Source organism: Streptomyces sp. NPDC057638 (genome assembly GCF_042800315.1).
In the GTDB taxonomy this organism is placed as follows: Bacteria; Actinomycetota; Actinomycetes; order Streptomycetales; family Streptomycetaceae; genus Streptomyces.
Genome location: NZ_JBHVHF010000486.1, coordinates 1 through 3,986, shown reverse-complemented (window position 1 = coordinate 3,986; position 3,986 = coordinate 1). Strand labels below are relative to the sequence as shown.

The window sequence follows — 3,986 nt, the reverse complement described above, 5'->3', positions numbered from 1 at the left end:
GGAAGCGGTCGACCGGCGTGTCGGCCGGAGCGCCGACCGGGGGCGCCGCACCCCCGCCCCGCAGCGGCGCGGCGCCTGGTTCTCCCTGCTGTGCGCGCTGCTCCTGGGCGGATTCCTCCTCGCCCCGGAGTCGGTGGAGTCCTCGGGCATCGCGTCGCGGCCCGGCGGGCCGGACCTCGCGCGTGCCGGGACCGTCGCATGGCCGCTGTCGCCCGTCCCCGACCCGCTGCCCCACTCGCCGCCCCGGCGGATCACCGTCCGCGCGCTCGGTGTGGACGCCCCGGTGCGCGCCGTGGGTCTTGAGCCCGACGGGTCGATCGCCGCGCCGCCGGTGGACGAGGAGAACCTCGCCGGGTGGTACGCGGGTGCCGTCACTCCCGGTGAACGCGGTACCGCCGTCGTGGTCGGGCATGTGGACACCACGCGCGGACCGGCCGTCTTCTCGCTGCTCGGGTCGCTCCAACGGGGCAGTGCCGTCGAGATCCTCCGCGCGGACGGCCGGACGGCCGTCTTCCAGGTCGACCGGGTCGAGACCCATGGCCGGAGCGGATTCCCGTCCCAGCGGGTCTACCGGGACGCGCCCCGGCCGGAGCTGCGGCTGATCACCTGCGGCGGCCGGTTCGTCCCCGGGGCGGGGTACGACGCGAACGTCGTGGTCTTCGCGCACGCCACCAGCGTCCGCTGAGCGGATACCACGCGACTGCCGCGCGAAAGCCGCACGGATGTCACGCGGATGCCACCACGAACACCCCGGATACCACCGGGCCGGGCCTCGCGTACCCGTCTCCTCAAGGAAGCGAGCACGGGAGGCGCGGGCCTCAGATCAGGGTGGTCGCCTCGCGCACGGAGAGCTTCAGCCCCTCCTCGTACGCCTGGGTGAAGCGCGCGTCACCCAGGGCGGCGCGCAGATCCGTCTCCGCGCGGCGACGGGTGGTGTGTTCGTCGTCGAAGGGCTGGAGGCCGATGCCGCCGGGCTGTCGCTCATGGGCGTCGTAGGCCGCGAGGAGACGTGCGCCGTCGTACGGGGTGAGATGGGCCATCGCCCAGGCGGCGCACAGGAAGTGGTCGGCGATCAGCTGCGGCACCACCAGGTAGGCGAGGACGTCCAGATGGCCCACGGCCTCGGCGCTGCGGGCCCGGGCGTTCGCGTAGCCGCCGTCGAGGCAGTCCAGCCAGGCCTGGGTGCCCTGGATCAGCCCCCGGAAGAACCCTGGGGTGGACGGTGTCAGCGCGGCTTCCAGCGCGTCCAGTTGCTCCCGTGCCACGGCGGTGCGTCCGGTGCCGCCGAAGTGGTGGGCGAGCAGTATGCGTCCGGCGCCGACCACCTCGATCGCGTAGTCGTCGGCGCTGGCGACGATCGCGACCAGCTCCCGTTCCGCCCGCCCGCGTTCCTCGTCGCCGACGGCGGTGCTCAGTCGCAGGCGGGCGAGGCGGGACCGGAAGACGAGGGCCTGGGTGTCCACCCCGGCACCGGCCGAGGAGCGCATCGCCCGTTCGTAGTCGGCCGCGGCCTCCTCGTACCGCTCCTCGCGTTCGTACGTGGTGCCGCGCGCCGACAGCGCCTCCGCGACGCCCCAGTCGTCGCCCGCCTCCTCGAAGAGCCGCAGGGCCCGGTCGGCGTCGCCGGGGGCGTGCGCGGGGCACAGCCGGGCGCGCATCAGCAGCGCGAAGCCCAGGTCCCAGCCGCCACCGTGGCGTTCGCAGGTGGTGACGTAGGCGTCCACGGCGTCCAGGAGGGAGGTGAGTTCCCCCGCCATCAGCCGGACGAAGAACCACAGGGAGGCGGGCTGGCGGACGATCTGCGGCAGCTCCGGACGGTAGGCGGCGACGATCCGGCGCAGCCGCTCCTGGGTGGCGGGGCTGGCGAGCCCGCCGATCGCCTCGTCGGTGACGCCCTGGCTGGCGAGCAGGGTCAGCCGCACACCGCGCCGTGCCTCCCACAGCCAGGGCTCCGGCCAGGGCGGCGGCAGCGAGGTGGAGCCCCGCGGGCAGGGTTCGGCCGGGCGGGGACGGCCGTCAAAGACGCCGGGAGCGACGAGAACACCGGACGCACCGGCATCTGGGGCCAGGGGTTCGAAGGGGTCGGGACCGAGCGCGGCGACGGCGGACGACCAGATGTGGACGTCCTGTTGATGGCCGCGCTGCTGCCAGAACCAGTGCAGGGACAGGATGAGACAGAGCCCCTCCTGTTCCTCGGCGTGGTCGACGCTCGTGCGCAGGGCGGCGCGTATGTTGTCGTGTTCCCGCTCCAGCCGGTCCATCCACGCCCGCTGGCGCGGTCCGCGCAGCTCGGGTTCCCCGGTGCGGGCGAGTTCCCTGTAGGCGCGCAGATGGCGCACCGCCATGGTGTCGTGTTCGCCCGCCTCGGTGAGCCGTTCGGCGGCGTACTCGGCGACGGTTTCGAGCAGCCCGTACCGCATGCCGTCGTCGCCGTGCGGCGTGGCGACCACGAGCGACTTGTCGACCAGGGCGGCGAGCGCGGCGAGCACGTCGCGCGCCGCCAGGGGGCCGGATCCGCAGACCTCCTCCGCCTGGGGCAGGGCGCAGCCGCCGGAGAAGACCGACAGCCGCCGCAGGACGGTGCGTTCGGCGTCGTCCAGGAGGTCCCAGGACCAGTCGACGACGGCGCGCAGGGTCTGCTGGCGCGGCAGGACGGTACGGCTGCCGGTGGTCAGCAGCCGGAACCGGTCGTCCAGCCGGTCGGCGATCTGCCGGGCGGTCAGGACCCGCAACCGGGCGGCGGCGAGTTCGAGCGCGAGGGGCAGTCCGTCGAGGCGGCGGCAGATCTCGGCGCAGGCGTCCGGGTCGTCCTCGGTGCGGAACCCGGGCCTGGCGGCGGCGCCCCGGTCGGCGAGCAGCCGCAGCGCGGTCCTGGGCGGCAGCGGGCCCACACCGCTGAGGAACTCGCCGGGGACGCCCAGGGGCTCCCGGCTGGTGGCCAGGACGCGCACCCCCGGGCAGCGGGTGAGCAGCGTGTCCACCAGGTCGGCCGCCGGGCCCACCAGGTGCTCGCAGTTGTCGAGGACGAGCAGCATGGTGCGGCGGGCGCAGTGCTCCACGAGCCGGTCCAGCGGGGGCCGGGCGGCCGGTTCCGTGGTGGCGAGCCTCAGGTGTTGCTCGCGGGCACCCAGGGCGGTGAGGACCGTCTCGGGGACGCCGTCCGCGTCCCGTACGGGGGCGAGTTCGGCGGCCCACACCCCGTCGGGCCAGGCCCCCGGGCTCACGGTGGCCGCCGTCTCCAGAGCGAGCCGGGTCTTGCCCGCCCCCCCGGGCCCGATCAGGGTCACCAGCCGGTGCTCGCGCAGCGCGGCCGCCAGATCGGCGAGGTCGTCCTCGCGGCCGACGAAGGACGTGAGGGGGGCCCGGAGGTTGCCCCGCGAGGGTGGTACGGGCGGCGGGGTGAGCAAGGCGCCGTACAGGGCCCGCAGTTCCTCCCCGGGGTCGGTGCCGAGACGGTCGGCGAGCCGGACACGGATCTCCTCGTACGCCTGGAGCGCCTCCGCCGGGCGGCCGGACGCGGCCAGCGCACGGATACGCAGGGCCTGTAGTGGCTCGTCGAGCGGCTCTGTGGCCGCGAGCGCGGTCACCTCCGCCAGGACCGTGTCGGCTCGCCCCAGCGCGATATCGGCGCCGAGACGGGCGCGACGGGCTTCGGCGCGTCTCCTTTCGGCGCGCACCACCAGCGGGTCGTCGCTTCCGTCCGGCAGATCGGCGAGCGCCGTGCCGCCCCAGAGCGCGAGGGCCTCGTCCAGCAGCGGCACGGCGTCGGCCGGGCGGCCTGCGGCCAGCGCGGCGACGCCCTGGGTGGTGAGGCGGTCGAACCGGTACAGGTCGACGTCCTCACGGTCGGCGGCGAGCCGGTACCCCCCGGGCGTGAGCTGTACGGCCTCCGGGCCAAGGGTCCGCCGCAGGCGCCCGACGAGGGCCTGGAGGGCCGCGCCCTCGTCCGCGGGTCTGGGCAGCCGCCCTTCGCCCCAGACCCGCGC

Annotated in this window: 2 protein-coding genes; one reads left to right on the top strand and one right to left on the bottom strand. The window is 75.3% G+C overall.

Annotated features, from left to right (window positions below; genetic code table 11):
• On the top strand, nucleotides 1-685 hold a 685-nt coding region (locus ACFVIM_RS33715; RefSeq protein ID WP_384309783.1), incomplete at its 5' end, for a class F sortase.
• 133 nt (nucleotides 686-818) lie between these two features.
• Here ACFVIM_RS33715 and ACFVIM_RS33710 read toward each other — a convergent pair.
• Nucleotides 819-3,986: ATP-binding protein (locus ACFVIM_RS33710; protein ID WP_384309780.1), on the bottom strand; the 3,168-nt coding region annotated here is incomplete at its 5' end.